1 protein-coding gene is annotated in these 987 nt (G+C 71.5%); it reads right to left on the reverse strand.

Going from position 1 to position 987, the window contains the following annotated elements; translation table 11 throughout:
• Nucleotides 1–64: 64 nt before the first annotated feature.
• Nucleotides 65–987: SDR family NAD(P)-dependent oxidoreductase (locus EHS43_RS45145; protein WP_260471031.1), on the reverse strand; the 923-nt coding region annotated here is incomplete at its 5' end.

A 987-nucleotide genomic window follows, 5' to 3' on the forward strand; every position in this document is an offset into this window, starting at 1 on the left:
GGCCGGGTGGCGCCGCGGCCGGGCCATGCGGGGCTGTTGTCGAAGCGCGTGGGCTGGGCCCGGCTCAGCTCGTGGCGGGGCGGACCATTCGTGCGACGGAGGTCTCGGCGAAGCGGCCGAGCCCGTCGAGGTCGGTGGAGATGCTGACCTCGTGCCACGCCGCGTCCTCGGCCGCGCGTGCCTCGGCGATCTGCGGGGCGAGCCAGGCGGCGTCGGAGCCGAGCAGAAGCCGCACCGGCGGCGCCGGCTCCTCGGTGAGGCGCAGGATCACGGCGGCCATCTTTGCCGGGTCGCCGCGCATCACGTCCGGGTTGGCGCTGTAGGTCCGGGCGAAGGCGCCGACGGTCGCGTCGTAATCCTCGTGGATGTCCGGTACCGGCAGCGGGGCGGCGGCCCAGGGGGTGCGTATGCCTCCGGGCTCGGCGAGCGTGACGCGGATGCCGACCGGAGCGACCTCGCGGGCGAGGATCTCGGTGAAGCCTCCCAGAGCCCATTTGGACGACTGGTAGGCGCCAAGGCCGGGTTGGTCGCGGCGGCCGCCGATGGTGGAGACGTTGACGATGCTGCCGGAACGGTGCGCGCGCATCACTGGCAGCACCGCCCGCACGGTGTTGACCACGCCGAAGAAGTTCACCTCCATGTTGCGGCGGAACTCGTTCTCCGGCATGTCCTCGATCGAGCCGATACGGCGGGTGCCGGCGCAGTTCACCAGCACGTCGATGCTGCCGAACTCGGCGACCGCGCAGGCCGCAGCGGAACGGGCGGCAGCCGGGTCGGTCACGTCCAGGGTCCGTACGCGCAACCGGTCGCGGTACTCGTCCGGGACGGTCATGGCGTCAGTGTCCAGATCCGTCGCCATCACGTTGTGGCCGGCGGTGAGAGCCGCCTCGACGATACGGCCGCCGAGTCCGCCTGCGGCGCCGGCTATCAGAAAGGTCTTGGTCATCGGTGGTTGTTCCTGCTGTTGTGCGGGGCCGGGTGATGGAG

This window comes from Streptomyces sp. RP5T (genome assembly GCF_003933965.1).
Taxonomy (GTDB): Bacteria; Actinomycetota; Actinomycetes; order Streptomycetales; family Streptomycetaceae; genus Streptomyces.